This window comes from Streptomyces sp. NPDC046261, from assembly GCF_040646235.1.
Classification (GTDB): Bacteria; Actinomycetota; Actinomycetes; order Streptomycetales; family Streptomycetaceae; genus Streptomyces.
This window is the reverse complement of sequence record NZ_JBEYZU010000003.1, coordinates 80,333-106,458: the sequence shown is the minus strand read 5'-3', so window position 1 is coordinate 106,458 and position 26,126 is coordinate 80,333. Positions and strand designations below refer to the sequence as shown.

The following is a 26,126-nucleotide window of genomic DNA, read 5'->3' as shown; positions in this document are numbered from 1 at the left end:
GCCTTACGCCAGTTCCTTCACCAGCAGTTCGAACTCGAGGTCGTCGCGCCGCGGGATGCCGAACCGCTCGTCGCCGTACGGGAACGGGCTGGTCCGCCCCGTGCGCCGGTAGCCGCGGCGCTCGTACCAGGCGATCAGCTCGGTGCGCTGCCTGATCACCGTCATGTGCATCGCCTCGGCGCCCCACTCGGCGCGCGCCAGGCGCTCGGCCTCGGCCATGACGAGCTTGCCGAGGCCGCCGCCCTGGACCGTCGGACGGACCGCGAACATGCCGAAGTAGACGTGGTCACCGCGGTGTTCGAGGTGGCAGCAGGCCACGGTCTCGCCGTCCCGCTCGGCCACCAGCAGCCGGCTGTTCGCGTCGGTGACCACGGCCAGGACGCCCTCGGGGTCCGTGCGCTGACCGTCCAGGATGTCGGCCTCGGTCGTCCACCCCGCGCGGCTGGCGTCGCCCCGGTAGGCCGACTCGACCAGCTCGACCAGAACGGGCACGTCGGCGACGGCCGCGGTCCGGAAGACCGGCTCCGTGGTGCGGGTCGTGGTGGTCTCCATGTGCTGCCAGGTTCCTCTCCGTGGGCGGTTTCGGGCGCGCGTACGACCCTAACGGACGTGGCAGGGGGGCAATGCGTACAGTCGCGGGCATGGTGCACGTACTGAGCAGCAGGGTGTTACTGAGACCGACCGATCCGGAGCGGTCGCGGGCCTTCTACGGCGGGGCCCTGGGGCTCGCGGTCTACCGCGAGTTCGGCACGGGCCCCGAGCGCGGGGTCGTCTACTTCCTGGGCGGCGGCTTCCTGGAGGTGTCGGGCCGCTCGCCCACGCCACCGGGGCCGGGCCTGGAGCTGTGGCTCCAGGTCGCGGACGCCGCCGCGGCGCACGCGGAGTTCCTGCGGCGCGGGGTGGAGGTGCTGGAGCCGCCGGAGACCAAGCCGTGGGGCCTGATCGAGATGTGGATCGCGGACCCGGACGGGGTGCGCATCGCGGTGGTGGAGGTGCCCGAGGGGCACCCAATGCGGTACCGGCCGGGCATCTGACGGGGCCCCCGCACCGGGGCGTGCTCCGGCGCGCCCCGGCGCCGGCGACGCCTGTGCCCGCGCTGCGCCGGGGCACGATCCGGATGGACCTACGCCCCCTTGTGCGCCTGTGCGCTCCCGTGTGAGACGGCCGCGGCGGGCATTCTCCGGGGGTGGACGCGCGTCCCGGGGAGGTGTGCCGTGCACGGACCGCCGCTGGTCGGGTGGTTGCTGGTCGTGCTCTGCACCACCACGGGCGCGTACTGCCTCTTCAGTACGCGGGCCGGCGCGGCGGGGGAGCGCCGGGCCGCAGGAGGCGACGCACTCATGGGGCTCGGCATGGCCGTCATGGCCGTGCCGGCCACCGTGCTGCACACCCGGCCCTGGGGGTACGCCCTGTTCGCCGTGGTGTTCGGGGTGGCGGGGCTGCACACGCTGGTGCGGGCCCGTAAAGAGCCCGAGGCCCATCACCTGCACCACGCGGTGGGGGCCTTCGCCATGGTCTACATGGCCCTGGCGATGGCCGAATCCCCGGCGACCCCGGCCGCCCAGGCCGCCCACGCCGGGCACGCGGCGGCCGCGCACGAGCCCGCGGGCACCCCCCTGCTCACCGGCCTGCTGCTGGTGTACTTCGCGGTGTACGTCGTGCGCGGGGCGGCCATGATGGTCCCGGTTCCGGCGGGCGCGCCGGGCCGGTCCTGTGTGCGGGGACGGCCGCCGGGCGGGCGGGAGCTGACCCACGCGTGCCGGCTGTCCATGGGCATAGGGATGCTGGCGATGCTGCTCACCATGTGAGCGTCGCGCGGCTCGCGTGTCCTGCGTCACTTCGCCGCCGGGAACGTACCGGCCGTGGCGCCGCGCTCATAGGCTGCTGGCCATGATGGTCCCGCTCGCGCTGCTGGCCCTCGGTGGACTGGCCGCGGCCATGGCGCCGCGCGTGCTGACCCGTGCCGACTGGCCCCGCCGCGAACCCGTGCTCGCGCTGTGGGTGTGGCAGTGCGTCGTGGTCGCCGTGCTCCTGTGCTGTGGGCTCGCGATGTCGCTGAGCGCCTCCGCCGCCTGGGAGGCCGTGCGGGGCAACATCTTCGCCCCCGCGCCGCACGGCGTCGTGGAGGCGTACGCCTTCGCCGCCTACGGATCCTGGGCGGCCCCCCTGGCCGTCTCCCTCGCCGCCGGGGCCCTGTGGACGGCGGCGATGCTCACCCGCGAGGTCCGCGACGCCCGGGCCTGCCGCCGCCGTCGCCGCGCCGACCTGCTCCTGCGCTCCCCCCTCCTGCCCGGCGAGGAGCGGGGCGGGGAGCGGCTGGTGGTCCTGGAGGGCGACCGTCCCGAGGCCTGGCTGCTGCGGGCCGGCGCCGCACCGCAACTGGTGATCACCACGTCGGCGCTGCGCCGGCTGAAAGGCTCTCAGCTGGACGCGGTGCTGGCGCACGAGCAGGGCCACGCGCGGGCCCGCCACGACTGGCTGCTGCACTGCTCGTCGGCGCTGGCGAACGGCTTCCCGCAGGTGCCGGTGTTCGCGGCCTTCCGCGATCAGGTGCACCATCTGGTGGAGTTGGCCGCCGACGACGCGGCCTCCCGCCGCTTCGGCCGGCTGACCACCGCCCTCGCCCTGGTGGAACTCAACGAGGAGCGGGGCGTGTTCGGCCCCTGCCCCTCACTCTCCCAGGTACCGGACCGCGTCGAACGCCTGCTGGCCCCCGCTCCCCGCCTGACGGCGGGCCGGCGCCTGCGGCTGACGGCGGTGGCGTCGCTGGTGCCGTTCGTCCCGCTGCTGGTGACGTTCGTTCCGGGACTGAGCGCCCTGGGCGGCTGACCGCGCCGCCACACCGGGAGTTCCCCCCTTCCCTCATGGTCACCGCGCCCGGAACGCGGCAGAGTGCCCCCATGAGCAATCTCGATCTCCACCCGGCACCGACCCGGTGCGGCGGCCGACAGGACGTCACCGCCCAGCCTGTGCAGGAACTGTTGCCCGCCAAGGACGTACGGCTCGGCGAGAGCACCATGGTGCGCCGACTGCTGCCCAGCATGGGCCGGCGCATGATCGGCGCCTGGGCCTTCGTCGACCACTACGGCCCCGACGACATCGCCGACGAGCCGGGCATGCAGGTGCCGCCGCACCCGCACATGGGGTTGCAGACCGTCAGCTGGCTGCACGCGGGCGAGGTGCTGCACCGCGACAGCCTCGGCAGCGAACAACTGCTGCGCCCCGGCGAGCTGGGACTGATGACATCAGGGCGGGCCATCAGCCACTCCGAGGAATCGCCCCGCGAGCACGCGCCCTCGCTGCACGGTGCGCAGCTGTGGGTGGCCCTGCCGGACGAGCACCGGCACACGGCGCCGGCATGGGAGCACCACCGCGAGCTGCCGACGGTGACGGGCGGCGGCCTGCGCGCCACCGTACTCATGGGCGACCTGGACGGCTCGCTCTCCCCCGCGACAACCTTCACACCGATCGTCGGCGCGGACGTCTCCCTGACCGCCGGCGCCTCCGCCCGCCTGCCGGTGCGGCCGGACTTCGAATACGCGGCCCTGACCATGTCCGGCGAGCCGGAGGTGGACGGCACCCGCCTCGCACCGGGCGCCCTGCTCTACCTCGGCTGCGGACGGTCCGAACTGCCGCTGCGGGCGGACGTGGACAGCGCGTTCATGCTGCTGGGCGGGGAACCGTTCGAGGAGCGGATCGTCATGTGGTGGAACTTCGTGGGCCGCTCCCACGAGGAGATCGCCGAGGCCCGCACGGACTGGATGACGGGCTCCGGCTCCCGCTTCGGCGAGGTGCGGGGGTACGCGGGCGACCGCCTGCCCGCGCCCACGCTGCCGCCGGTGGCACTCAGGGCACGGGGGCGGGTGCGCTGAGCTGGGCGAACGCTCCTGGGACAGGCCCTTCAACCAACCCTGGCGTTTCGGCCCGGGTCCTCGCCGATCCGGTCAGGTGGCCCGCGACTCGACCGCGGCGCCGACTGACCCAGCCATCGAAAACGCACAGTGGGCCGGGAGCCCCGCAGGCCCCGGCCACACCCCCTGGACCGTGCCCGATCGACTGTTCAGGTCATCGACTGACGGGCCCGCGCCGAGCGCGACCACCCGCCACCTGGTTCTCGCGCACACTTCCTGGGGGCAGGCATGAGCAGCGGCGAGACGTGGGCGTCGACCAAGCTCTTGTCCGCAACGGAGCCGGCGGTCTCGTAGCGTGCGTCGGGCCTCCCGTGGGGAGCGCCTGGCCAGGGGCGGAATAAGCCCCTCCTTGATCATTTGTGGCCCGTTCCGGCCTCACGCCACCACCTCCGTGGCCGTTACATTCACCTCCGACCGACACACACACGATCAGGGGAAATAGGCAAAGATGCGCCGCATAGGACCCGTCAGCCGCATCGGCAGATCACTCATGGCGGTGACCGCTACGGCGGCCGCCGGGGCAGTCACCGTCATGGGCCTTGCCGTCTCACCGGCTGCCGCAGCACCCACCAACACGACGGCGCCCCAGCCCGGCGACACCTGTACGGCAGCCGACCTCGGCACACGCCACCCGTACATCAAGACCACCGAAGTGTCCCCGACGATCACCCACTTCAAGGGCTGGTACGTCACCGAGGGCACAACCGGCAACCAGACCGTCACCACCAGCACCCAGACGACCATCGCGGTCTCCGTCGGCCTCAACGGCAATGTCGAGGGCGGTTTCGCCGTCGAGACCCTCGGCAAGGTCGGCGCGAGCCTGGGCCTGAACGTCAAGGTCGACTACTCCTCCACCAGCAGCGTGTCGAATGCGCTCACGTGGAACTTCAGCCAGCCCGGCTACTACGGCCTCTACAAGGGCACCAAGAAGGTCACCGGTACGTACGGAAGCCTCAACTGCAACCGCGCCCAACAGAACGGCGGCAGTTGGGCGTTGAAGTGGATCGAGGGGCCCGGCAGCGGCAGCTTCACCACCTACACCACCCTCGAGGAAGGCGCGGTGCGCTGCCAGGACAAGGTGCCCGCAAGCAGCATCATGGCCAAGGCACAAGACCTCCTCGACTGCGGCTCGGCCGCCGCGAAGGCCGAGCACCCGGCGGGTGCGGTCGCGCCGACGGCGAAGCAGGAGCAGGACCGCCTCGTGCAGCGCCCGGCTCTCACCAGCGGCACGTCCGCCGAACAGCCCAAGGCCAAGGCCAAGGCCGCCGGGCTCAGCGCGCGGGCCGCTCTCAACTGCGAGACCGGCGCCTACAAGATCGCCGTACCCGACAAGCCCCTGTCCTGGGGCGCGCCGCTCCTGGCGACCGACGGTGTCCGCCTGCGGCCCTCGTCGATCTTCAGTGCCCACCTGGACAACTGGCGCCTGTGCAACGTGACGGAGCGCGACGGGGTCCTCGAGGCGTCCCTGTGGAACTGGGGCAACGGCGGGTGCGCGACCATCGCCGCGCAGAACGCGGCCACCGAACGGGCGGTCCTGATGACGGCCCCCTGCGCGGAGGACGACCTCCAGCGGTTCTACATCTACCGCGACGTACCCGGCAGCTCGAAGGTCGGTGTGCAGAACAAGTACACCGGCTCCATGATGGGCCACGACCGGTACGCGGACGGGGAGTTCATCCGCCAGTACTCCAGCGGCAGGCAGGACGGTACGGGCACGTACACCCTGATCGGAGTCTGACGGCCCACACCCCGTGAGCGGCCCCGCACGTGAACCCCCGACCTCCGGGTTTCGTGCGGGGCCCTCCGCGTCCCTGCTCCGAGCAGTGGAGCAGCCGATGTCGGCTCCGTGACCGGCCCGTCGTACCGGAGCGGATCAGCAGTTCGGCGCGAACCGTACGGCGCGCGCGGCGTCTGCGCGCGCCGGGTGGTGCGGTGGCGTGGTGAGCGGTGTGGGCCTGCTGCGGCTGGGCATCGGTGTGCGCGGTATCAGCTGCCGTAGAGGGTACGGATGGCTTCCGGAGCGTTCCGGACCGGGGAGGCACGAGGATGCTGGCCAGGAGATTCGTGGGGATGGTGGCCGGTGGGCTGCTGGTGGCCGCCACATCGTTGACGTGCGCGCCGCCGGCAGCGGCGCACGACGACGAGGCGATTTCCTGCCACGGCCGGGAGAGCACGCATTTCTCGCCCGGGAAGACGCTTCTGCCTCGTCTGGTGCACGCAAGGGCGCACATCGACTACACGTGTACGGATGAGTCGGGTGAAGCCGGGCGAGCGACGGGCCGGATCACGGGGCAGACCCGGACGTCGTGTGTGCACGTCAGCGGCGGTCTGACCCGGGAGGTCGTCACCTACGCCGATGGCAGGCGGTCGGTGATCCTCTACACCGACGACACCGTGGCCCAGGTCGCCAACGCCAACGTCGTCCTCTTCCGCGGCCGGGTCCTGGAAGGCCGTGGACAGGGCCAACGGGCTGTGCGGACGCTGTTCCTGCTGGACAAGGGGCTGCCCACCGCCTGCCTCACGCCCGGAGGGCTCACCGACGCCAGTGGTGTGGTCTCCCTGCGCATCGAGCCCGTCTGACCGGGGGAAAGCCGGTGCCGGACGCGTGGTGTTCCCGTGGGCGTGCTGTGGTGTGCGGTGGCGGCCTGGCCGGACTGCTGGCCGCCTGTGTGCTGGCTGAGGGCGGGTTCGCTGTGACTGTCGTCGAGCCCGACCCTGAGGGCGCGTCAGCAGGGCCGCGACCGGGGGCGCCTCAGGGGCATCACGCGCACGGCCTGTTCGTCCGGGGTGTGCGGGTGCTGGAGGAGTTGTTGCCCGGCATCGTGGGTGAGCTGACCGCCCGGGGCGCGATCGCGGTGGACGTGGGGGCGCAGTACGTGCTGGCGAGCCGGTTCGGGTGCGGCGCCTCGTTCGTGGCCGGCAAGCACATGCTGGCCGCCGGCCAGCCGCTGCTGGAGGCAGCCGTGCGTCGCCGGGCCCTGGCCCGGCCGGGTGTCACCGTGCTGGCCGGGCACCGGGCTGACCACCTCACCGGCTACGACGGGCGTGTCACCGGGGTGGTGGTGCGCGAGGCCACCGGTGGGGCGTGCCGGCTGCTGGAGGCCGAGCTGATGGTGGATGCCACCGGCAGGGCTTCGCGGGCCGACCGGTGGCTCACCGCATTGGGCTACCCCGCTGTGCGGGTCAGCGTGGTGGACGCCGGCTTCGCCTTCGCCAGCCGCCTCTACCGCCCACCGGCCCGCCGCCCGCCCTGGCAGGTGTGCCATGTAATGATCACCCCGCCTCTGACCCGCGGGGGCATCATCATGCCCATCGAGGACGACCGCTGGCTGGTGACCCTGTGCGGCGTCGGCGCCGACCGGCCGACCAGAGGCCGGCACGACTTCCTGCCCTACGCCCGCACTCTCCACCAGCCCGAACTGGCCGATGCCCTCGAGGAGGCCACCGAGCTCAGCGGCGTCACCGTCACCCACGCCGGCGCCAACCGCCGCCGCCACCTCGACCGCCTCACCCCGCAGCCCCACAACCTGATCCTCGTCGGCGATGCCGCCTGCTGCTTCAACCCCCTGTACGCCCAGGGCATGACGGCCGCTGTCCTCACCGCCCGCACCCTGCGCGGCCACCTGGCCCGTCACCGGTCCGCGGAGGGCTTCGCACCCGCCTTCCACCGCGCTCTCGCCCCGCTGCACGACGCCTGCTGGGCCCAGGCAGCCACCGCCGACGCCCTCCTGGCCGGCACAGCCGCCCCCGGCCTCACCCGCCGCCAGCGACTGCTGGCCCGCCACTCGCAGAACGTGATGGCGGCCGGCACCCGCGACCCGGTGGCGCAGGAAGCGTTCCTCGACGTCGTCCACATGCTCTGCCCGCCCACCACACTCCTCACCCCACGCGTCCTCGCCCGCCTCGTCCGCCTACGGTTCAGCCCGGTGGCTCAGCGCCGGGCGACACCGAGGTAGGTACAGGACAGATCGCGGGTCAGGCGGGTACGGAAGCTGCCATCGCGGCGCCGGCCTCCCAGCATCAGCCCGGCCATCCGGCCCACGGGTGTGAGCCCCGCAGCACCGAGGTAGCCGGCCATCTCGGCGGGGGTGACGAAGTCGTGCCAGTCGTGCGCCCCACGCGGGATGATCCGCAGCACCCGCTCCAGCCCCCAGATCATCACCGCTCGCGAGAGCCACGTCCGGTTGATCGTGTCGAACAGGAAGAGCCCGCCCGGCGCCAGCACACGGCCGATTTCCGACACCACCTCACCGGGGCTGGCCACGTGCTCAAGCACGTCCAGACAGGTCACCACCATGAACACACCATCGGCGAACGGCATCCGCTCGCCCGCCCCCACGACGTAGTCAATGCCCAGGCCGGACTCCACCGCGTGCCGGCGGGCCGTGGCCACCAAGGACTCGGAGAGCTCCACGCCCGAGACGACCGCGCCACGGACCGCCAGGTACTCGGCGGTGAACCCACCGCCACACCCCACGTCCAGCACCCGCTGGCCACCCCAACCTGCCGGTAGGTACCGGTCGAAGAACGCGAACCTGGGCCGGTTCAACGCCCGCAAGGAGGCCGCCGGAGACGCCGGCGCCCACCAGTCACGGGCCAGATCCCCGAAGATCTCTGTGTCACCAGCCATCGCACCCTCCCCTGCCCGGCGGCCGACATGCACTCACAGACAACGAGCACCCGCCCTACAGGCAACGGAGCGTCCCGGAGCACACGACAACTGGCCAAGTAGCGAGCAAAGGTGCCAACTCCGCGAGGAGATCGCCGAGGCCCGCGCGGACTGGGTGACGGGCTCCCCCTCCCGCTTCGGCGAGGTGCGGGGGGGGGCACGGGCGCCCGCCTGCCCGCGCCCACGCTGCCGCCGGTGGCGCTCAGGGCACGGGGCGAGTGCGCCGAGCCGGCTGCCTCTGGGAGGCCCTGACCAGCGCTGTACTGCCGTCTCGTAGCACGGACTCGGCGAGTCGGATTAGCCCGCGACGCCCACGCAAAACCCCTAGAGCGTTGCGCCATGTCGAAGGACTTCGACTTCGTGGTCGAGATGGGCGAGGCGCCTGGCGGCTACAGCATCGAGGTGTCGTCGCCGTCGGGTGAAGACCACGCCATCGCCGAACTCGATGCCCACGCTGCAAGCCGCGGTTCTCGGGTCCGCGGCGCGTTCGCGGGGGTGGGCGACGAGCTCGAGGTGCCGGTCCGGCAGATCGGCGGGGCCTTGTTCAACGCGGTGTTCCAGAACGCAATCAAGGCTCTTTACCTTTCCAGCAGGCAGAAAGCGCAGGAGCGAGGCCAGCGGCTTCGCCTTGTTCTGCGGGTCCGTTCGCCGGAGCTCGCCGCGCTGCCATGGGAGCTTCTGCATCATCCGATCGTTCGCCATGTCGAAGTCCTGGAGCCTGTTTCACCACTGTGCGTGGAGCCGCCTCTTCGCATCCTGGGCATGGAGGCTCTTCCCGGCGCGCTGGGCGCGCTGGACGCAGAGACCGAGCGCCAGTACCTGAGTACCGCGCTGAAGCCGCTCATCGATGAGGGACTGGTGCGGCTCGACTGGGTCCCGGGCCATACGAAACAGCATCTCTTCGATGCTCTCCTACGGGGCGGCTGCCATGTGTTCCACTTCGTCGGGCACGGGAAGTTCGACGAGAACCGGCGCCAAGGAATGCTCATCTTCTCGGATGAGCAGGGGCGGGAAGACGTGCTGCACGCGGACGCTCTGGGCTCGCTCATCAGCATCGCCGAGCCCTCGCCGCGCCTCGTCGTGCTCAACAGCTGTGAGACAGGAACGTCGCACGCCAAGGATCTTTTCTCCTCCCCTCGTCGAAGTCACACCGCGACCGGTGATCGACACGGATCACTGGGTCGTGAGCATGGCCGTGCATCCGGACGGACGGCTGCTGGCCACCGGAGCCCGCAGACTCGTGCAGGTATGGGACGTTGCCACCGGCCAGGTGACGTGGGACCGCCGGCTCGGCGGTTGGAGCACCATGGTGAACGCGATCGCCTTCAGTGGCGACGGTCGAAAGCTGGCCACCGGCAGTACGGACAATGTCGCCCGCGTCTGGGACATGGCCGCCGGCTACAGCTCCTTCGAGTTGACGCACGAGCATTTTGTGAATGCGGTGGACTTCGACCGCAGCACGAGATATCTGGCCACCGGGAGTGCGGATGCGATGGCATCTGTCTGGGATCTCGACACCAGATGCAAGGTATTGTCTCTGCGCCACGCCCGCGCGGTCAGAGACGTCAAGTTCAGTCCTGACGGTCGGCTCCTGCTCACGGCATGCGAGGACAGAAGCGCCTACGTCTGGGACACGAGCACCGGTGAACAAAAGGCGCGGATTCCCCACAGGGAATTCGTCCTCCGCGTCGCGTTCTCCCCCGATGGTCGAAAAATCGCGACCTGCAACGAAGACCGGACCGCCCAGATACGGGAAACGGAAACGTGGACCCCGCTCTTCCAGGTCGAGCACCACAGCGGCCTGAGGGCCGTGGCGTTCAGCCCGGACAGCAGCCTGCTCGCCACCGGGAGCGAGGACGGTGCCGTATGCGTGTGGGGGGCCGACACAGGACGGTCACTGCTACAGATCAAACACAAACGCTCGGCGAATGCGGTGGCCTTCTATCCGGACGGCCGGTTCCTCGCGAGTGCGGGTGAGGACAAGCTGGTGCACAGCACACGGCTCCCGGCCTCGCGGGGGTGACGTTCGACCGGATGGCGGTCATGTGGGGCGTCCCGGATAGCAGGGAGGGCCCACACGCATCACTATCACCATATGTCGCTAAAACGACACACTGTCCGGCGCCGGCGCCCCGGCCCCGCCGAGGGCGCCGGCGGGCGCGCGATCGGCGGCGGGCCCGGGCCGCCGGCTTCGCGTACGAGGATGCCCTGGCACCTCACCTCCGCCGTGACCGCCGCCGCACTGTTCGGGGCGTTCTTCCTCCCGGACGTCCCCTCGGCCGGGGCGGCACGGGTCATCACCTGTGACCACACATGGACGATGACCTTCGAGCCGGCTCTGACGCTCGCACCGCGGTCCCGGGTGTCGGCGACGGTCGATGCTTCCGACGGGGCGCTGCGCCGTTGCACCGGTGACGCCGCCGTCTCCCGGGCGAGCTTCGTGACGCGGGGCGTCGGCACCGATGCGACCTGTTCGGCCGGTACGTACGGCGATCGGCCGGGGGAGGCCAATCACATCGTCTGGGACGCCAAGAGCGGTGAGCCCACCATGGATTACAGCTGGTCGATGCGGCCCGTCGCCGACCTGCTCACCGTGAGGACTCCGTTGAGCGGGGGCATCACCGAGGGCCGGTACAAGGGTGGCACCTGGAGCGCGACGCTCGATCCGCTGCGCTCGGCCATCAGCCTCGCGGACTGCTCGGCCCCCGGCGGGCTGAAGTCCATCACGGTCGCCGGCACGTTCTCCATCAACCCTCCCCGGCAGCCGACCGGTACGTGAGCGCGGTGAGCACGGCGTCCGTGGAGTCGATGCGGGCGATCATCGGGAGGATCCTCCTGATCGCGAAGTCCTGGTGCTCGGCGGAGAAGGTGCTGGTGGCGTCCTCGGCGACGACGACGTGATACCCGTGCTCGTACGCGTGACGGGCGGTGGACTCCACCGCGAGATTGGTGGCGACGCCGGTGAGCACGAGCTCGTCGATGCCGCGGCGGCGCATCTGGAGGTCCAGCTCGGTGCCGGTGAAGGCGCCCCACTGGCGCTTGGTGATCAGCAGGTCGCCCGGGTGTGCCGCGAGCTCCGGCGCGAGAGCGGAGTACCGCGGGTGCAGGACGGGCGGGTTGTGCGGCACATCGGCGCGCGGCCGCAGCGCGGCCCCGCCGTCCGGGCCGTGGGCCACGTTGACGAGGACGACCGGGAGCCCCGCGGCGCGGAAGGCGCGGGCGAGGCGGGCGCTGTTGTCGACCACGCGGTCGGCCGGGTGCGGCTGCAGGGGGAGGCCGAGGATGCCCTGCTGTACGTCGAGCACGACCAGGGCGGCCTTCGGGCTGAGATCCAGAACGGGCATGGCGGTTCCCTTCGGTAACGGAGTGGGTCAGCCGCGGGGCCCGGCGCCGCACAGGGCCGCGGAACCGATGACGAGGACGGGCCGGAGCCCGCGGCCGACCAGCCGGGTGGCCCGCATGGTGGTGGTGAAGCCGAGGGTCGCCACCGGCAGCATCACCAGGCCGGACCGCGTCTCGGACAGGCCACGACCCTGCTGGAGCCACTGCGGCAGGGCATAGGTGACGGAGTAGACGACGACATAGGTGGCCGCGCAGCGGCACAGGTCGCGGCGAGCGGCCGGTTGCGCACGACCATTCGGACGTCCACGAAGGGCCGCGCGACCCGCAGTTCCCGTGTGATCAGCGCGGCGGTCAGCACGACGAACGCGGCCGGCGCCCACCACCTCGGGTGGTCCGGCAAGGAGAGCAGGAAGAGCATCAGTGCGCACAGCTCGCCGACGAACAGGGCCATGCCGAGCACGCCCCGGCGCACCCCGTGGTCTGCGCGGTCGGTAACGCCACGGTGCCCTCTTGGGTCTTCTAGGTTTCGGACAACAGGTCCAGCAGTTTGTTCGCGGCGGCGAGTACGTCCCGCTCGACGGGTGTCAGGCGTTCGGCGATGGCTCGGGCCAGCCACTGATCGCGCGTCAGCCGGTCGTCCTCGACCAGCCGGCGGCCGGCGTCGGTGATCTCGACGACCACCTGTCGGCCATCGTGCGCATGCGGTCGGCGGGTGATGATGCCGCGCTCCTCCAAGGTGGCGAGCTGGCGGGTCAGCGACTGGGACTGGACGCCCTCGCGTGCGGCCAGTTCCTTGGGGCTGAGTGGGCCGGTGCGGACCAGGTGGCTCAGCAGCGAGGCGCTCGCCGGCCCCAGGCCGTGCGCCGGGCGTGCCTGACGCATGCGCCGGACCAGCGCGGACACGCTTTCGCGGGTCTGCCGGGCCAGGTCGGCGGTTTCATGATTGTAGGCTCCTGGCCCGTGAGGACGACAAAGGCGACACAGACGACAGAGCTGGGGAACATGAGCCGGAACCTCAAAGGCGTGCTGTTCGACTTCTCCGGCACCCTCTTCCGCGTCGAGTCCACCGCGTCCTGGCTGCGCACCGCCCTCGAGCGGTCCGGCATCACGCTGCCGGAGGAGGAGTTCGCGGAGCTGGCGCGGCGGCTGGAGGAGGCCGGGGCGCTGCCCGGCGGAGCGCCGCCGCGGACCGTGCCGCCGCACCTTGCGGAGGTGTGGGCCGGGCGCGACAGCAGCCGCGAGCAGCACCGGGCCGCCTACGTGGGCCTGACCCGGCAGGTCGCGCTGCCGGACCCGGCCCTGTACGACCTGCTGTACGCCCGGCACATGGAGCCCGCCGCGTGGCGGCCGTACGCCGACGCCGCCGAGGTTCTCGGCGAGTTGCGGCGGCGGGGCGTACGGACCGCGGTGGTGAGCAACATCGGCTGGGACCTGCGTCCGGTCTTCCGCGAGCACGGTCTGGACGACCTGGTGGACGCCTACGTCCTGTCGTACGAGCACGGGGTGCAGAAGCCCGATCCGCGGTTGTTCCGGGCGGCGTGCGAGGCGCTCGGCGTGCCGCCCGGGGAGGTGCTGATGGTCGGCGACGACCCGCGTGCGGACGCGGGGGCGGCCGGGATCGGGTGTGCGGTGCGGTTGGTGGAGCATCTGCCGGTGGAGGAGCGGCCTCGGGGGCTGTTGCCGGTGCTGGAGCCGGCCGGCTGACCGCGGGCCGCGTGGGGGGGGCGGGGCTTACTCGGGGTCCGTCGACTCCGGGTCCGTCGACTCCGGGTCCGTCGGTTCCGGGGCTTCGGCCTCCCTCGGGGCGCCCGCCCAGGCGCGCAGCGCGGCCCGGTTGGCGAACCGTGCCACGTTGCGGTCCAGTCCGCCGGCCCAGCTGTACTGGTGGAAGGTCCACGGGTGGCGTACGGCCGGGTGGCCGGGGGCGCGGTCGGGATCGGCTATCCACAGGCCGTCGCCCGCGTTGTTCGTCGTGTCCCGGTTGAACCAGTAGTCGCGGTTGCAGTAGAGGACCACCTTGTGCCCGCGCGCCTTGGCCCGTACGTGGGCCAGCCAGCGGTCCTTGTCCACGCAGGGCACCTTGGGGTGCTCCCAGTCGAGGGCGAGGATGTCCCCGGCGCGTAAGGCGATCTTGCCGAGGAAGTAGTTGCCCTGCGCGGACATCGAGCCCGGTGTGACGTAGTGGTAGTAGCCGACGACGAGCCCCGCCCGCCGGGCCCGGTCGCGCTGGACGACCCATTTGGGGTTGGTGTACGAGGTTCCCTCGGTCACCTTGACGAAGACGAAGTCCAAGCCCTTGAGGGCGTAGTTCTCGCTGTTGTGGCTGCTGACATCGATGCCGTGAAGCATGCCGGTCTCCTTCGATACTGCGCACGACAGGCGTCCGCAGTATCGAGGGGAACGGGCGCGGCGGCGAGGGTTTTGGCCACAGTTCTTCCGCGGAGCCCTGCTACGGGCCCACCGCGACGCGCGGCGGCCGGCTGCCGGCCGCCGTGCGCAGGGCCAGAGCTGCCAGGGCCTCGGGGGCACCGGCCTGTCCCCGTATGCCCGGAAAGGCGTTGATGTCGACGATCACGGGCGTGCCGCCGCCCGCGTCGAGCAGGTCGACCCCGTAGACGTCCAGGGCGAACACCTCCCCCACGCGCAGCGCGAGCGCCGGCCACCCCGCCGGCAGCGCGTCGGGCGCGAGGGGGCGGGTCCGCTTGTCCGTGCCGCCGGCGGCCAGTTCGGAGCGGCGGAGTCCGGCGAAGACCTGGTCGCCCACGACCCACAGCTTGTGGTCCCAGCCGCTGTTGGGAGTGAAGGGCTGGATCACCACCGGCTCGTCCGCCCAGCGCTCGGCGAGCTCGCGCAGCCGCGTGGCGTCGTCGACGCGGGCGACGAGGTCGTGGCGGCGGCTGGTGCGGCTCTTGACGACCACCGGCCCGGCGAGCTCCCCGGCCGCCTCGAACCGCCGCAGCGAGGGCTCGGTGCGGGTGGCCACGAACGGCAGCCCGGCACGCAGCGCGACCTGGGCCATGAGGGTGCGGTCCTGGCAGAGCCCGGTGGACGCGGCGGAGTTCAGCACGGGGGCGCCGTGCTGTTCGAGGAAGCGGGCGAGGGCCAGGGCGCGCGGGGTGCGGGTCTTGAGCAGATAGACGTCGGCGAGGCCGTCCGGGTCCGGGAAGGAGTCCGTCGCGCCCGGGTCGAGCCATTCGACCTGGTGGCGGGGCTTCAGCAGGGCGGTCGTCGCGGCCAGCAGCGGGTGGTCGGGAGCGGGTGTCAGCAGGCAGATCCTCACGCGCGACCGCCGATGCGGGGGGCCTGTGCGGCCAGCATCGTGGGCGGGGTCTCGGCCGCCCGGTCCGCCCCGGCCAGGCGCAGGACGGCCCACGCCACCTTGGCCACCGCGTCGGGCACCTGCCGGAAGCTGGGGAAGTCGTTGACGTCGACGACGACCGGGCCGTCGGGGCCGAAGACGATGTCCACCCCGTACAGGTCGAGGCCGTAGACCGCGCCGATCTCGGCCGCGATGCCCGCGACCTCGGCCGACAGCGGCACCTGGCGTTCGCGCACCGGCTGGTCGGGGTGCAGCGGGCTGCGCCGCTCGGTCGCGTACAGCTCGCCGTCGACGCAGTACACCTTCAGGTCGACGCCCGAATTGGGTATGTACGGCTGGGCTATCAGCATGCCGTCGCCCGCCGGCCGCTCCCCCGGGGCCGTCAGCCGCTCCGGGTCCGGTACGAGCCGCACCGCGCGCCCCGAGCTGCCGTCGGCGGGCTTGACCACCAGCGGGAAAGCGCTCGCGGGCAGAGCGGCGAACTCCTCGGCGCGTATGGCGGCGTAGGTGCGCGGCACGGGAAGGCCGCGGGATTCGGCGATCACCGCGGCCAGTGCCTTGTCCCGCACCCCGCGTATGGAACGGGCGTCGTTGACCGTGGTCAGCCCCACGGCCGCCGCGCCCTCCAGGAGGGTCAGGCCCGGACCGCCGGAGACCGTCTTGAGCACCCACGCGTCGTGCTGTCCGGCGCGTACCGCCTCGGAGAGCCGCATCAGCTGACCGCCCGGCCGCAGCACGTCCACCCGGTGTCCCCAGGCGGTCAGTTGCCGGATCACGTCCACCGGCATGCCGTCGTACCGGTACTGCTCCTCCACCAGGAAGCAGAGTCTCATCTGCTGCATCATCCTCGAAATCCCGGACATCCGCCGATCCCGCCCGGCAGAACTCTGACGGCTCAGGATGTCATGGGCGTGAGGCAGGCACGTACCGCGGCGCCTGTCACCGGTCAGCTCTGCGCGCGGAAGGCCTCCAGGAGTCGCTCGGCGGCCAGGCTGGCCGTCAGCGTGCCCTCGCGCACCTGTTCTTCGAGGTCGGGGGCCAGGCGGCGCACTTCGGGGTGGCCGCGCAGCTCGGCGAGCAGCTGTTCGCGGACCATGGTCCAGGTCCAGTCGACCTGCTGCTCGCGGCGGCGGGCGGCGAGCTGGCCGGTGGCCTCGAGGACGCGGCGGTGCGCTTCCACGCGTTCCCACAGCTCCCGGAGTCCGGTGTTCTCGCGGGCGCTGCAGGTCAGGACGGGCGGGTTCCAGGCGGCGTCCGGGGACTGCATCAGGCGCAGCGCGCCCGCCAGTTCGCGGGCCGCGGCCTTGGCGTCGCGTTCGTGCGGTCCGTCCGCCTTGTTCACGGCGACGAGGTCGGCGAGTTCCAGTACGCCCTTCTTGATGCCCTGCAGCTGGTCGCCGGTGCGGGCGAGGGTGAGCAGCAGGAAGGTGTCGACCATGTTGGCGACGGCCGTCTCGGACTGGCCGACGCCGACGGTCTCCACCAGGACCACGTCGTAGCCCGCGGCCTCCATCACCACGATGGTCTCGCGGGTCGCCTTGGCCACCCCGCCGAGTGTTCCGGCGGTCGGCGAGGGGCGGACGAAGGCGGCCGGGTCGACGGCGAGGCGCTCCATGCGGGTCTTGTCGCCCAGGATGCTGCCGCCGGTGCGGCTGGAGGAGGGGTCGACGGCGAGGACGGCGACGCGGTGGCCGAGGCCGGTGAGCATGGTGCCGAGGGCGTCGATGAAGGTGGACTTGCCGACGCCGGGCACGCCGGTGATGCCGATGCGCCGTGCCGCGCCGGCGTGCGGCAGCAGCTCGGTGAGCATTCGCTGGGCGAGGGCCCGGTGGTCGGCCCGGGTGGACTCGACGAGGGTGATGGCGCGGGCGACGGCCGCCCGCTTCCCGTCGAGCACGCCCTTGACGTACGCGTCGATATCGATCGGGCGGGCCATCAGCGCCGCGGCCTCACAGCTCGTGGCCGAGGACCCCGGCGAGGGTCTTCAGCAGGTCGTGGGCGGCGTCGGGGATGACCGTGCCCGGTGGGAAGACGGCGGCCGCGCCCATCTCCAGCAGGGTGGGCACGTCCTGCGGCGGGATGACGCCCCCGACGACGATCATGATGTCCTCGCGGCCCTGCTCCTCGAGTTGTTCGCGCAGCGCCGGGACGAGCGTGAGGTGGCCGGCGGCCAGCGAGGAGACGCCGACGATGTGCACGTCCGCCTCCACCGCCTGCCGGGCGACCTCGGCCGGGGTCTGGAACAGCGGGCCGACGTCGACGTCGAAGCCGAGGTCGGCGAAGGCGGTGGCGATGACCTTCTGGCCGCGGTCGTGACCGTCCTGGCCCATCTTGGCGACCAGGATGCGCGGGCGGCGGCCGTCCTCCCGCTCGAACGCCTCGACCAGCGCACGGGTGCGCTCCACTCCGGACGACGGTCCGGCCTCTTCGCGGTACACACCGGAGATCGTACGGATCTGCCCGGCGTGCCGGCCGTAGACCTTCTCCAGGGCGTCGGAGATCTCGCCGACGGTGGCCTTGGCGCGGGCCGCGTTCACCGCCAGGGCCAGCAGGTTGCCCTCGAGCCCCTGGCCGGGGCCGGCCCCGGCGGCCGCGGTCAGGGCGCGCAGCGCGTCCTGGCAGGCGCCCTCGTCGCGCTCGGCGCGCAGCCGGCGCAGCTTGTCGATCTGCTGGGCGCGCACGGAGGAGTTGTCGACCTTGAGGACCTCGATCTGCTCGTCGCTGTCGACCCGGTACTTGTTGACGCCGATCACCGGCTGGCGGCCGGAGTCGATGCGCGCCTGGGTGCGGGCGGCGGCCTCCTCGACGCGCAGCTTGGGGATGCCCGCGTCGATGGCCTGGGCCATGCCGCCGGCGGCCTCGACCTCCTCGATGTGCTGCCAGGCGCGGCGGGCGAGGTCGTGGGTGAGGCGTTCGACGTAGGCGCTGCCGCCCCAGGGGTCGATGACGCGGCAGGTCCCGGACTCCTGCTGGAGCAGCAGCTGGGTGTTGCGGGCGATGCGGGCGGAGAAGTCGGTGGGCAGGGCCAGCGCCTCGTCGAGGGCGTTGGTGTGCAGGGACTGGGTGTGGCCCTGGGTGGCGGCCATGGCCTCGACGCAGGTGCGGGCCACGTTGTTGAAGACGTCCTGGGCGGTCAGGGACCAGCCGGAGGTCTGCGAGTGGGTGCGCAGGGAGAGCGACTTGACGTTCTTCGGCTCGAACTGCTTGACGAGTCTGGCCCACAGCAGCCGGGCGGCCCGCAGCTTGGCGATCTCCATGAAGAAGTTCATGCCGATCGCCCAGAAGAACGACAGGCGGGGCGCGAAGGCGTCCACGTCCAGCCCGGCGCCGAGCCCGGCGCGCAGGTACTCCACGCCGTCGGCGAGGGTGTAGGCCAGCTCCAGGTCGGCCGTGGCACCGGCCTCCTGGATGTGGTAGCCGGAGATGGAGATGGAGTTGTAGCGGGGCATCTTCTGCGAGGTGTACGCGAAGATGTCGGAGATGATCCGCATCGAGGGCCGGGGCGGATAGATGTAGGTGTTGCGGACCATGAACTCCTTGAGGATGTCGTTCTGGATGGTCCCGGCCAGCTTCTCGGGCGGTACGCCCTGCTCCTCGGCGGCGACGATGTAGAGGGCGAGGACGGGCAGCACGGCGCCGTTCATCGTCATCGACACGCTCATGCGGTCCAGCGGGATGCCGTCGAAGAGCTGCCGCATGTCGTAGATCGAGTCGATGGCGACGCCGGCCATGCCGACGTCGCCGGTGACGCGCGGGTGGTCGCTGTCGTAGCCGCGGTGGGTCGGCAGGTCGAAGGCGACGGACAGGCCCTTCTGGCCGGCCGCCAGGTTGCGCCGGTAGAAGGCGTTGGACTCCTCGGCCGTGGAGAAGCCGGCGTACTGCCGGATCGTCCAGGGCTGGTTGACGTACATCGTGGGGTACGGGCCGCGCAGGTAGGGCGCGATGCCCGGGTAGGTGCCCAGGAAGTCCAGGCCGTCGAGGTCCTCGGCGGTGTAGAGCGGCTTGACGTCGATGCCTTCGGGCGTCTGCCAGAGCAGGTCCTCGGCGCTTTTGCCCGTGCTCTCCTTCAGGGCCGCGCGCCAGGCCGCCAGGTCGGCGGGGGCGTCGGCCGCGGGTCCCAGGTCGATGCCGGAGAAGTCGGGGATCGACATCACGCCACTCCCATGCGGTCGAGGACGGAGGAGAGGACGGCGACGGCGTCGCCGCCCGCGAAGACGAACTCGTCGACTCCGGCTCGTAGGTACGCTTCCCGCTGTTCTCCGGCCGGCCGGCCGGCGAGGAAGACCCGTGCGGCGCCCGCGGCCTTCAGGGCGGCGGCGACGGCCTCGGCCTGTTCGGCGTAGAGCTTGTCGCTGGAGCACAGGCAGGCGATGGCGGCGCCGCTGCGGGTGAACGCCTCGGTGGCCGTGTGCGGGTCGACGGTCGCGGGCTCGTGCACGGGCTCGATGCCGCCGGCCTGGAAGAGGTTGGCGGCGAAGGTGGCCCGGGCGGTGTGGGCGGCGGCGGGGCCGAGCGCGGCGAGGAAGACGCGGGGGCGGCTGCCGGTGGCGGCCAGGTGGGCGTCGGAGCGGGCGCGCAGCTCCTCGTACGCCTCGTCGCGGCGGACCCGGGGCAGGCCGCCGGACCGCGGCTCGGGGGCGGGGTCGCGCTCCAGGGGCTTCTCGGTCAGGTGCGGGAACTCGCTGACACCGGTGATCGGCTCCCGCCGCTTGGCGAGCCTGTCGCTGCGCGCTTCCCAGGCGTTGGCCAGGTCCCGGGCCAGGTGCCCCTCGCGCAGGGCCACCGCGTGGCCGCCCAGGCGCTCGATCCACTGGAAGAACTCCCAGGCCGCGTGGGCGAGTTCGTCGGTGAGCCGCTCCACGTACCAGGAGCCGCCCGCCGGGTCGACGACGCGCGCCAGGTGGGACTCCTCCAGCAGGATGGAGGAGGTGTTGCGGGCGATGCGGCGGGCGAAGGCGTCCGGCAGGCCGAGCGCCTCGTCGAAGGGCAGGACGGTCACGGCGTCCGCGCCGCCCACCCCGGCGCCCAGGCAGGCGATGGTGGTGCGCAGCATGTTCACCCACGGGTCGCGGCGGGTCATCATCACCGGTGAGGTGACCGCGTGTTGACGCTGGGCCCCTGCGGAGGGCGAGGCTCCGCTGACCTCGGCGACCCGGGCCCACAGCCGGCGTGCGGCGCGCAGCTTGGCGATGGTCAGGAACTGGTCGACGGTGGCGGCGTAGCGGAACTCCAGCTGGGCGCACGCCTCGTCGACGCTGAGCCCCGCGGCGGTGAGCGCGCGCAGGTAGGCGACGCCGGTGGCCAGGGAGCAGCCCAGTTCCTGGGCGGCCGAGCCGCCGGCCTCGTGGTAGGGCAGCGCGTCGACGGTCAGGGCGCGGATGCCGGGGTGTTCGCGCAGGCACTCCCCGGCGAGGGCGGCGGCCGCCGCCAGGGCGTCGGACGTGCGGGCGTCGTCGCCGGTGCGGGCCAGCGTGCCCAGCGGGTCGGCGCCCAGGTTGCCGGCGGCGGCGGCGCGGGGCACGCCGCGCTCCCGGTGGAGGTCGAACAGGCCGCGGGCCGCGGCTTCGAACTCGGCGCCCGCGTCGAGGACGACGGGCGCCAGGTCGAGGTAGACGCCCTCCAGCGCGGCCGGGAGGGCGTCGAGGGGCAGGCCGGCGTCGCCGACGGTGAGCCAGAGGGAGGTGACGCCGTTCTCGAGGTCGGCCAGGACGGCCTCGTTGGCCTGCCGCGGGTCGGGGCGGCCGTGGTGCTGGCGTACGTCCCAGCCCGTCACGGCGGTGCCGGCCGCCCGCCCGCCGCGCACGAAGGGCGGGAAGCCGGGGTAGCCGGCCGCGGGGGCGCTGTCCTCAGCCGTGTAGAGCGGGCGGGTGGCGAGCCCGTCCTGGAGTGCGGTGGACAGCGCTTCCTCGGCCGCCTGGCCCTCCGCCACGGTGCCCGCTTTGCTCAGCACGCCTTCGACAAGGCGCTGCCACTGCTCGCGGGTCGCGTCCGGGAACTCGGCGGCCAGGGAGAAGCCATCATCAGGCAGGACCGTCATGGGGGGAAGGCTAGGGGAGCGAGTGCGCCCGACAGCAGAGGAAGCGGCTGTGACCTTGGCCTCTTCCTCCGTGTTCCGCCGTGCCCTGCCGTGATCCTCCGTGCCGGCCCCGGGCTCAGCCCGTCGGCGCGCAGTCGCGGACGGGATCGTCGTGGGTGAGGGCGCAACCGATGCGCTGGGCACGGTCCTTGCCGTAGCGGGCGGTGAGGGCGGCGCGGAAGTCGGACCACTGGCGGCGGGTGTCGGCGATGGCGGCCCGCACGGCGCGGTCGAAGTTGTCGGCGGTCTTGCCGCGGCCGGTGGTGGGGTCGCTGGTGGCGCCGGTGGCCGGGTCGATGAGGCCGGTGTCCTTGTTGAGGCCGCTGTGCTGGACGCGCTTGGAGCAGCCGAGGGGAACGAGCGAGAAGCAGCCGGTGGTGAGCTCGCCGGGGACGGCCGAGGCGGCGGGCGGCCGGCCGGTGGACAGGGCGAGCAGCGGGGAGGGGCCGGGCAGGTTCAGGCCGGGCGGATTGTCCGTGCCCAGGGGGCGGTCGCCGGCGGCGTCGGTCCAGTTGCTGTGCGAGTAGAAGTCCTGTACGCCGTGCAGGGCGCGGCCGAACCCCTCGATGGCCTCGCACTTGTTGCGGCCGGGCAGGCCCAGGGTGAAGGTGCAGTCCTTGGAGAGGTCGCTCTCGCCCGGGGCGATGGTGCCGTCGGACTTCAGGGTGGCGCCGGCGGCGTCGACGCCTTCGGCGAAGCGGGTCTGCAGCTTGGCGACACAGGCCTGGAGCCGGCGGGTGGCCTCCTCGCGGCTGCGCGGGTAGCCGGGGGCGGCGAGGAAGTCGGCGTTGTCGCAGTGGGCCTCGGGGGTGGCGACCTCGTCGGTGTCGGGGGCCCCGACGGCGCCGAAGGTGCCCTGGTGACCGGCGAGCTGGTCCAGGGAGCGGGGCTCGAAGCAGGTGCCGTCGGAGCGTGTGCCCGGTGCGCAGGCCAGGGCGGCGCGGGTGATGCGCTCGTGCTCGGCGCGCTGGCCGAGGGCGTTGACCGTGCCGAACGCCTGGGCCGGCGGTGCCTGGGCGGTGAGCAGCATGGCGGGGGTCACGGTGGCGGCGCCCAGGAGCAGTGTGGCGCGGCGGGCGGTGTGGCGTCTGGAGGTCCACATGGTTCTACGGCCTTTCCGACGGTTCGTCAGGGAGCAAAGCCGCAAGTGGAACCGGAGAAGAGCGTACGGCGCAAATCGTCGGCGGGGCGGGCGCTCAATCCGAGCCATCGGGGGTGCGGTGGCGGTCGGGCACGATGAACTCGCACCACACGGATTTGCCGCCGCCGCGCGGCTCCGTGCCCCAGACGTCGGCCAGCCGGTCCACCAGCAGCAGCCCCCGGCCCGAGACCCCCGACTCCCCCGGCTCCCTGCGGCGCGGCAGGGCGCTGGACTTGTCCTCGACCTCGACCCGTACGCGGCGTTCGGGGCCCGGGAGCATGCGGATGGTGACGACGGCGGCGCCGTCGGTGTGGAGCAGGGCGTTGGTGACCAGCTCGTCGGCGACGAGCTCGATCTCGTCGGCGCGCTCGCGGGCGCCCCAGGCCCGTACGGCGGCGCGGATCATGTGCCGGCCGGCGGAGAGGGCCTCGGGGTCGGCGGGGGCGATGTGCTGCTGGAGCTTGCCGCCGCCGCGGACGGCCGCGCCCTGGCGGCGCAGCAGCAGGACCGCCATGTCGTCCTCGCCGACGCGCTCCCCGACCGTCTCGCACAGCAGGTCGGCCAGTTTCTGCAGCTCGTACGGGCCTTCGCGGACGATGCCGCTGAGCTGCTGCATCCCCTGGTCGAGGTCGGCGCCGGGCACTTCGACCAGGCCGTCGGTGAACAGCATCAGGGTCTCCCCCGGGTCGAGCTCCACGGTGGTGACCGGGTAGTCGAGGCGGCCGAACTCCGCCGACAGGCCCAGGGGCAGTCCGCCGGAGACGGGCAGCCGGCGGCAGGTGCCGTCGGTGTGCCGCAGCATGGGATCTATGTGGCCGGCGCGCACCAGCTGGACGACGCCGGTGGTGAGGTCGGCCTCGGCGTAGGTGCAGGTCGCGAAGCGGTCGGTGTCGAGTTCGTGGAGGAAGGCGGAGGCGCGGGCCATGACCGTGGCCGGGGCGTGGCCCTCGGTGGCGTACGCGCGCAGCACGATGCGCAGCTGGCCCATGACGGCGGCGGCGTGGGTGTCGTGGCCCTGGACGTCCCCGATGACCGCCCCGACCCGGCCGCCGGGCAGCGGGATGGCGTCGTACCAGTCGCCGCCGATGTCGCGGCCCATGCGGGCGGAGCGGTAGCGCACCGCGATGTTCGCGCCGGGCACGTCGGGGATGCGGCGCGGCAGCATGGACTGCTGCAGGCCCTCGGCGAGGTCGTGCTCCTGGTCGAAGAGCATCGCGCGGGCGATGCTCTGGGCGAGGCTGCTGCTCAGGGCGATGAAGAGGTTGCGTTCCTGCCGGGTGAAGCCGCGCGCGTCCCGGTAGAGGAGGCCGAGGGCGCCGATGGGGCGGGCCTGGGCGATCAGCGGGAGGTAGGCGGCGGAGGCGATGCCGATGTCCTTGATCCGCTCCCACAGCCAGGGGTAGGAGGAGGCGAACTCCTCCCGGGACTCGATGAAGCGGGGGGAGAGCGTGCGGATGACGTCGCTCATGGGGAAGTTGTCGTCGATGCGGGTGTAGCGGGTGCCCGGGATGAAGTGCACGGACGGGCCCTCGGCGACGAGGTGGATGCGGCCGGACTCGACGAGGCCGAGGACGAGGAGGTCGGAGCCGAGGTGCTCGACGGCCTGGGCGTCCTTGAAGAAGTCGATGACGTCCTGGACGGTGCGGGCGTGGGCGAGGGCGGCGGTGATGGTCTCCACCACGGTGGTCTGGTGCCGGCGCTCCTCGTCCTGCATGCGCGGTCCGGCCTGGTCGAGCTCCAGCGTGGCGTCGCGGATGATGCCGATGATGCGGCAGGGGCGTCCGTCCGGGTCACGCCGGATGTGTCCCTGGGTGTACGTCCAGCGCAGGCTGCCGTCGGTGGTGCGGACGCGGTAGTAGGCGCCGTAGCTCTCGCTGCCGTCCTTCAGGGCGCTGGAGACCAGGGCGTCGAGGTGGGTCGCGTCCGCGCGGGGCAGCCGGCCGGCGAGGTCGGTGATGCTGCCGTGGAAGGTGCCCGGCGGCACGTGCAGGATCTCCAGGGCGGCCTCGTCCAGGTGGAGCCGGCCGCTGTCGAGGTCCCAGTCGAAACCTCCCGTGCGGTTGAGGGCGAGGATGAGCTCCGGGCGAGCGGGCCAGTCGTCCGGCGGCGGTACGGCGGCAGGCGTCGCTCCCCGATCAACCATAGAGCCACTCTGCCATCTTTTGTCCGTTTCTTCGATGTGACTGCGCGGTTCTCCGGGGCGCGAGTGGTACGGATACGGCCATGGAGTGGTTCACGGCATCCGGGTACTGGCTGAGCCGGCTGGTCCTCCAGCGGGCGCTCGCCGCCCTCTACCTGGTCGCCTTCGTCTCGGCGGCCCTGCAGTTCCGCGCGCTCATCGGCGAGCGGGGCATGCTGCCGGTGCCCCGGTTCACGGCGCTCGCGCCGCTGCGCAGGGCGCCCAGCGTCTTCCAGTTCCACTACTCGGACCGTTTTTTCGCCGCCTGGACGTGGGGCGGCGCGCTGCTGTCGGCCGCGGTGCTGGCCGGCGCCGCGGACGCGGTGCCGCTGTGGGCGGCGATGGCGATGTGGGCGGCGCTGTGGGTGCTGTACCTCTCGGTCGTCAACGTGGGCCAGACCTGGTACAGCTTCGGCTGGGAGTCGCTGCTGCTGGAGGCCGGGTTCCTGGCCGTCTTCCTGGGCAACGCCCGGACGGACCCGCCGGTCCTGGTGCTGTGGCTGATGCGCTGGCTGCTCTTCCGCGTGGAATTCGGCGCCGGGCTGATCAAGATGCGCGGCGACAGCTGCTGGCGGGACCTGACGTGCCTGTACTACCACCACGAGACGCAGCCCATGCCGGGCCCGCTGAGCTGGTTCTTCCACCGGCTGCCCAGGCCCCTGCACCGCGTCGAGACGGCCGCCAACCACGTCGCCCAGCTGGTGGTGCCGTTCGGCCTCTTCGCACCCCAGCCGTTCGCGAGCGTGGCGGCGGGGCTGATCATCGTCACCCAGCTCTGGCTGGTAGCCTCCGGCAACTTCGCCTGGCTGAACTGGGTGACGATCGTGCTCGCCTTCTCCGCCGTCGACGGGACGGCCATGGCCCGGCTCTTCTCCCTGCCACCGCACACGCCCCTGGGCGCGGCGCCGCTGTGGTTCGAGGTCCTGGTCCTCGCCGCCACGGCCCTGGTGGTGACGCTCAGCTGGTGGCCGGTGCGCAATCTGCTCTCCTCGCACCAGCGGATGAACATGTCCTTCAACGCCTTCCATCTGGTCAACACCTACGGCGCCTTCGGCAGCATCAACCGCCGCCGCTACGAGGTGGTCGTCGAGGGCACCGACGAGGACGTGCTCACCCACGGCACCGTCTGGAAGGAGTACGGCTTCAAGGGCAAGCCGGGCGACCCACGGCGCCTGCCGCGCCAGTTCGCCCCGTACCACCTGCGGCTGGACTGGCTGATGTGGTTCGCCGGCATCTCGCCCGGCTACGCGCGCGAGTGGTTCGGCCCCTTCATGGAGCGGCTGCTGACGGGCGACCGGGCGACCCTGCGCCTGCTGCGGCACAACCCCTTCCCCGCCGCCCCGCCCACCCACGTCCGCGCCCGACTGTATCTGTACCGCTTCACCACATGGCGGGAGCTGCGCGAGACCGGTGCCTGGTGGCACCGGACCCTGGCGGGCGAGTACCTGCCGCCCACCCGACTGGCCGCGCGCGAATCCTGAGCCGAGGG

General features: G+C 72.3%; 24 protein-coding genes and 1 pseudogene. 12 read left to right on the top strand and 13 right to left on the bottom strand.

Going from position 1 to position 26,126, the window contains the following annotated elements; translation table 11 throughout:
• Positions 1-3: 3 nt before the first annotated feature.
• Positions 4-552: a GNAT family N-acetyltransferase gene (locus tag ABZ956_RS07315; RefSeq protein ID WP_361888282.1), complete on the bottom strand. Its 549-nt coding sequence runs from the start codon at positions 550-552 to the stop codon at positions 4-6.
• Positions 553-641: 89 nt separating this feature from the next.
• Here ABZ956_RS07315 and ABZ956_RS07310 point away from each other — a divergent pair, with 89 nt between their 5' ends.
• The 7 genes from ABZ956_RS07310 to ABZ956_RS07280 all read left to right on the top strand — a co-directional run bounded on the left by ABZ956_RS07310 (position 642) and on the right by ABZ956_RS07280 (position 7,867).
• Positions 642-1,034 (top strand): VOC family protein, encoded by a 393-nt coding sequence (locus ABZ956_RS07310; RefSeq protein WP_361888279.1) that lies wholly within the window; start codon positions 642-644, stop codon positions 1,032-1,034.
• Positions 1,035-1,214: 180 nt separating this feature from the next.
• Entirely contained in the window at positions 1,215-1,808 is a 594-nt protein-coding gene (locus tag ABZ956_RS07305; RefSeq protein WP_361888276.1) for a DUF5134 domain-containing protein, read from the top strand.
• An 82-nt stretch (positions 1,809-1,890) separates the two neighbouring features.
• The gene (locus ABZ956_RS07300) at positions 1,891-2,829 is read left to right on the top strand and encodes a M56 family metallopeptidase (RefSeq protein ID WP_361888273.1); all 939 of its coding nucleotides are present in this window, start codon (positions 1,891-1,893) and stop codon (positions 2,827-2,829) included.
• A gap of 71 nt (positions 2,830-2,900) precedes the next feature.
• On the top strand, positions 2,901-3,872 hold the full coding sequence (locus tag ABZ956_RS07295) for a pirin family protein (protein WP_361888270.1): 972 nt from the start codon (positions 2,901-2,903) through the stop codon (positions 3,870-3,872).
• 487 nt (positions 3,873-4,359) lie between these two features.
• Positions 4,360-5,649, top strand: a complete 1,290-nt coding sequence (locus ABZ956_RS07290; protein ID WP_361888267.1) for a hypothetical protein — start codon at positions 4,360-4,362, stop codon at positions 5,647-5,649.
• A gap of 308 nt (positions 5,650-5,957) precedes the next feature.
• Positions 5,958-6,491, top strand: coding sequence for a hypothetical protein (locus ABZ956_RS07285; RefSeq protein ID WP_361888264.1), 534 nt, complete (start codon positions 5,958-5,960; stop codon positions 6,489-6,491).
• A 14-nt stretch (positions 6,492-6,505) separates the two neighbouring features.
• Positions 6,506-7,867: an FAD-dependent monooxygenase gene (locus tag ABZ956_RS07280; RefSeq protein WP_361888261.1), complete on the top strand. Its 1,362-nt coding sequence runs from the start codon at positions 6,506-6,508 to the stop codon at positions 7,865-7,867.
• Here the strand turns inward: ABZ956_RS07280 and ubiG are convergent.
• Positions 7,843-8,541 (bottom strand): bifunctional 2-polyprenyl-6-hydroxyphenol methylase/3-demethylubiquinol 3-O-methyltransferase UbiG, encoded by a 699-nt coding sequence (gene ubiG, locus ABZ956_RS07275; protein ID WP_361888258.1) that lies wholly within the window; start codon positions 8,539-8,541, stop codon positions 7,843-7,845. The two genes, ABZ956_RS07280 and ubiG, sit on opposite strands and share 25 nt — an antisense overlap.
• A 378-nt stretch (positions 8,542-8,919) precedes the next feature.
• On the opposite strand from ubiG, the pseudogene ABZ956_RS07270 reads away from it, so the two are divergent.
• The 3 genes and pseudogenes from ABZ956_RS07270 to ABZ956_RS07260 all read left to right on the top strand — a co-directional run.
• Positions 8,920-9,639 (top strand): annotated as a pseudogene (locus ABZ956_RS07270) (CHAT domain-containing protein); the annotation flags it as partial.
• Positions 9,640-9,739: 100 nt separating this feature from the next.
• Positions 9,740-10,603: a WD40 repeat domain-containing protein gene (locus ABZ956_RS07265; protein WP_361888256.1), complete on the top strand. Its 864-nt coding sequence runs from the start codon at positions 9,740-9,742 to the stop codon at positions 10,601-10,603.
• A 180-nt stretch (positions 10,604-10,783) separates the two neighbouring features.
• On the top strand, positions 10,784-11,359 hold the full coding sequence (locus ABZ956_RS07260; RefSeq protein WP_361888253.1) for a hypothetical protein: 576 nt from the start codon (positions 10,784-10,786) through the stop codon (positions 11,357-11,359).
• On the opposite strand, the gene ABZ956_RS07255 is transcribed toward ABZ956_RS07260, so the two are convergent.
• From ABZ956_RS07255 to ABZ956_RS07245, 3 genes are all read right to left on the bottom strand, one after another.
• Complete coding sequence (locus ABZ956_RS07255) at positions 11,328-11,924, bottom strand: hydrolase (protein ID WP_361888250.1); 597 nt, start codon at positions 11,922-11,924, stop codon at positions 11,328-11,330. The two genes, ABZ956_RS07260 and ABZ956_RS07255, sit on opposite strands and share 32 nt — an antisense overlap.
• Positions 11,925-11,951: 27 nt before the next feature.
• Complete coding sequence (locus tag ABZ956_RS07250) at positions 11,952-12,077, bottom strand: hypothetical protein (protein WP_361888248.1); 126 nt, start codon at positions 12,075-12,077, stop codon at positions 11,952-11,954.
• A gap of 364 nt (positions 12,078-12,441) precedes the next feature.
• Positions 12,442-12,804, bottom strand: a complete 363-nt coding sequence (locus ABZ956_RS07245) for a MarR family transcriptional regulator (protein ID WP_361888245.1) — start codon at positions 12,802-12,804, stop codon at positions 12,442-12,444.
• A gap of 120 nt (positions 12,805-12,924) precedes the next feature.
• Here ABZ956_RS07245 and ABZ956_RS07240 point away from each other — a divergent pair, with 120 nt between their 5' ends.
• Complete coding sequence (locus tag ABZ956_RS07240) at positions 12,925-13,626, top strand: HAD-IA family hydrolase (protein ID WP_361888243.1); 702 nt, start codon at positions 12,925-12,927, stop codon at positions 13,624-13,626.
• 27 nt (positions 13,627-13,653) lie between these two features.
• Here the strand turns inward: ABZ956_RS07240 and ABZ956_RS07235 are convergent, their stop codons facing one another.
• The 8 genes from ABZ956_RS07235 to ABZ956_RS07200 all read right to left on the bottom strand — a co-directional run bounded on the left by ABZ956_RS07235 (position 13,654) and on the right by ABZ956_RS07200 (position 24,601).
• Positions 13,654-14,271: a GH25 family lysozyme gene (locus ABZ956_RS07235; RefSeq protein ID WP_361888241.1), complete on the bottom strand. Its 618-nt coding sequence runs from the start codon at positions 14,269-14,271 to the stop codon at positions 13,654-13,656.
• A gap of 100 nt (positions 14,272-14,371) precedes the next feature.
• Complete coding sequence (locus ABZ956_RS07230) at positions 14,372-15,202, bottom strand: alpha-L-glutamate ligase (RefSeq protein ID WP_361888238.1); 831 nt, start codon at positions 15,200-15,202, stop codon at positions 14,372-14,374.
• Positions 15,199-16,074 carry a hypothetical protein gene (locus tag ABZ956_RS07225; protein ID WP_361888235.1) on the bottom strand — a complete coding sequence of 292 codons (876 nt, stop codon included), beginning with the start codon at positions 16,072-16,074 and terminating at the stop codon, positions 15,199-15,201. Before ABZ956_RS07225 ends, ABZ956_RS07230 begins: the two co-directional genes overlap by 4 nt.
• Before the next feature lie 113 nt (positions 16,075-16,187).
• Positions 16,188-17,177 carry a methylmalonyl Co-A mutase-associated GTPase MeaB gene (gene meaB, locus ABZ956_RS07220; protein WP_361888232.1) on the bottom strand — a complete coding sequence of 330 codons (990 nt, stop codon included), beginning with the start codon at positions 17,175-17,177 and terminating at the stop codon, positions 16,188-16,190.
• Between the two features lie 13 nt (positions 17,178-17,190).
• The gene (gene scpA / locus ABZ956_RS07215) at positions 17,191-19,392 is read right to left on the bottom strand and encodes a methylmalonyl-CoA mutase (protein WP_361888229.1); all 2,202 of its coding nucleotides are present in this window, start codon (positions 19,390-19,392) and stop codon (positions 17,191-17,193) included.
• On the bottom strand, positions 19,392-21,278 hold the full coding sequence (gene mutA / locus ABZ956_RS07210) for a methylmalonyl-CoA mutase small subunit (RefSeq protein WP_361888227.1): 1,887 nt from the start codon (positions 21,276-21,278) through the stop codon (positions 19,392-19,394). Before mutA ends, scpA begins: the two co-directional genes overlap by 1 nt.
• A 115-nt stretch (positions 21,279-21,393) precedes the next feature.
• Positions 21,394-22,419 (bottom strand): CinY protein, encoded by a 1,026-nt coding sequence (locus tag ABZ956_RS07205; RefSeq protein WP_361888225.1) that lies wholly within the window; start codon positions 22,417-22,419, stop codon positions 21,394-21,396.
• Positions 22,420-22,513: 94 nt separating this feature from the next.
• Positions 22,514-24,601, bottom strand: a complete 2,088-nt coding sequence (locus ABZ956_RS07200; RefSeq protein WP_361888222.1) for a SpoIIE family protein phosphatase — start codon at positions 24,599-24,601, stop codon at positions 22,514-22,516.
• Positions 24,602-24,681: 80 nt separating this feature from the next.
• Here ABZ956_RS07200 and ABZ956_RS07195 point away from each other — a divergent pair, with 80 nt between their 5' ends.
• Positions 24,682-26,118: a lipase maturation factor family protein gene (locus ABZ956_RS07195; RefSeq protein ID WP_361888219.1), complete on the top strand. Its 1,437-nt coding sequence runs from the start codon at positions 24,682-24,684 to the stop codon at positions 26,116-26,118.
• Positions 26,119-26,126: the final 8 nt, after the last annotated feature.

Excerpts from the sequence above, each read along its gene's own strand:
- ABZ956_RS07315 (WP_361888282.1), bottom strand. The coding sequence starts at position 552 with ATGGAGACCACCACGACCCGCACCACGGAGCCGGTCTTCCGGACCGCG.
- ABZ956_RS07310 (WP_361888279.1), top strand. The coding sequence starts at position 642 with ATGGTGCACGTACTGAGCAGCAGGGTGTTACTGAGACCGACCGATCCG.
- ABZ956_RS07300 (WP_361888273.1), top strand. The coding sequence starts at position 1,891 with ATGATGGTCCCGCTCGCGCTGCTGGCCCTCGGTGGACTGGCCGCGGCC.
- ABZ956_RS07295 (WP_361888270.1), top strand. The coding sequence starts at position 2,901 with ATGAGCAATCTCGATCTCCACCCGGCACCGACCCGGTGCGGCGGCCGA.
- ABZ956_RS07290 (WP_361888267.1), top strand. The coding sequence starts at position 4,360 with ATGCGCCGCATAGGACCCGTCAGCCGCATCGGCAGATCACTCATGGCG.
- ABZ956_RS07285 (WP_361888264.1), top strand. The coding sequence starts at position 5,958 with ATGCTGGCCAGGAGATTCGTGGGGATGGTGGCCGGTGGGCTGCTGGTG.
- ubiG (WP_361888258.1), bottom strand. The coding sequence starts at position 8,541 with ATGGCTGGTGACACAGAGATCTTCGGGGATCTGGCCCGTGACTGGTGG.
- ABZ956_RS07260 (WP_361888253.1), top strand. The coding sequence starts at position 10,784 with ATGCCCTGGCACCTCACCTCCGCCGTGACCGCCGCCGCACTGTTCGGG.
- ABZ956_RS07255 (WP_361888250.1), bottom strand. The coding sequence starts at position 11,924 with ATGCCCGTTCTGGATCTCAGCCCGAAGGCCGCCCTGGTCGTGCTCGAC.
- ABZ956_RS07250 (WP_361888248.1), bottom strand. The coding sequence starts at position 12,077 with ATGCTGCCGGTGGCGACCCTCGGCTTCACCACCACCATGCGGGCCACC.
- ABZ956_RS07245 (WP_361888245.1), bottom strand. The coding sequence starts at position 12,804 with ATGCGTCAGGCACGCCCGGCGCACGGCCTGGGGCCGGCGAGCGCCTCG.
- ABZ956_RS07240 (WP_361888243.1), top strand. The coding sequence starts at position 12,925 with ATGAGCCGGAACCTCAAAGGCGTGCTGTTCGACTTCTCCGGCACCCTC.
- ABZ956_RS07235 (WP_361888241.1), bottom strand. The coding sequence starts at position 14,271 with ATGCTTCACGGCATCGATGTCAGCAGCCACAACAGCGAGAACTACGCC.
- ABZ956_RS07225 (WP_361888235.1), bottom strand. The coding sequence starts at position 16,074 with ATGAGACTCTGCTTCCTGGTGGAGGAGCAGTACCGGTACGACGGCATG.
- meaB (WP_361888232.1), bottom strand. The coding sequence starts at position 17,177 with ATGGCCCGCCCGATCGATATCGACGCGTACGTCAAGGGCGTGCTCGAC.
- scpA (WP_361888229.1), bottom strand. The coding sequence starts at position 19,392 with ATGTCGATCCCCGACTTCTCCGGCATCGACCTGGGACCCGCGGCCGAC.
- mutA (WP_361888227.1), bottom strand. The coding sequence starts at position 21,278 with ATGACGGTCCTGCCTGATGATGGCTTCTCCCTGGCCGCCGAGTTCCCG.
- ABZ956_RS07205 (WP_361888225.1), bottom strand. The coding sequence starts at position 22,419 with ATGTGGACCTCCAGACGCCACACCGCCCGCCGCGCCACACTGCTCCTG.
- ABZ956_RS07200 (WP_361888222.1), bottom strand. The coding sequence starts at position 24,601 with ATGGTTGATCGGGGAGCGACGCCTGCCGCCGTACCGCCGCCGGACGAC.
- ABZ956_RS07195 (WP_361888219.1), top strand. The coding sequence starts at position 24,682 with ATGGAGTGGTTCACGGCATCCGGGTACTGGCTGAGCCGGCTGGTCCTC.